This is a genomic window from Methylobacterium sp. BTF04 (genome assembly GCF_010692745.1).
Lineage (GTDB): Bacteria > Pseudomonadota > Alphaproteobacteria > Rhizobiales > Beijerinckiaceae > Methylobacterium.
Window position 1 is genome coordinate 1 of sequence record NZ_JAAHTB010000215.1, and the last position, 794, is coordinate 794.

Consider the following 794-nt stretch of genomic DNA (forward strand, 5'->3'; position numbering starts at 1 on the left):
AACCGCCGCTCTGCCCGCCTAGATCTGATGCAATCTCGAGCAGGGATTCGATGACAATGGCCGTCCAGCCAATCATAATCATCAAGAGGGTCAAGAAGGCCGCTCATGTACACCACGGCGGGGCCTGGAAGATCGCCTACGCGGACTTCGTGACCGCCATGATGGCGTTCTTTCTGCTGATGTGGCTGATCAGCATGACGACGGAGGAGCAGAAGATCGGTTTGGCGGAATACTTCGCGCCGGCGGCTTTGAGCCCTGCAACCAGTGGCGCTGGCGGAATGCTGTACGGCACCGCCCTAGACACTTCAGGCAACAAGGCGGCCACGCCGCGCGACTTAGCGAGGGGCTCTGCCGAGAAGGGGGAAAAAGCTCGTCCGTCCACTCCGGGCCGCGCCAGCGATAGCGATGCTAGCCGCCCTGCCGCCAGTGTGGATGCCAACTACAGCGCCATAGCTAGCATCCGGCAAGCGCTCGAGAAGATGCCCGAAATTGCCGAGCTGTCGCGCAACATCGTGATCGAGCCGACCAATGAGGGCGTGAACGTTTCCCTCGTGGACGAGGACCGCCGCTCCATGTTCCGCGAGGGCTCTGTCGATCCCTACGAGCGCACCCGTCGCGTGCTGGAGGCGCTCGCGCCCGCCCTGCGCCGGCTGCCCAACCGCTTGTCTATAACCGGCTACACGGCTACCACGCGCCCGGGCTCGGCGCAGGCCGGCGAACCCTGGAACCTTACTGCCGGGCGTGCGCTCGCCGTGCGCGCGATCCTGTCGGGTGCTGGGGTCCCGAACGACAAC

General features: G+C 64.5%; 1 protein-coding gene. It reads left to right on the forward strand.

The window, feature by feature from the left end; translation table 11 throughout:
• Nucleotides 1-56: 56 nt before the first annotated feature.
• Nucleotides 57-794 (forward strand): flagellar motor protein MotB (locus G3T14_RS24395; RefSeq protein ID WP_246733548.1); only part of this gene is annotated, 738 nt, incomplete at its 3' end.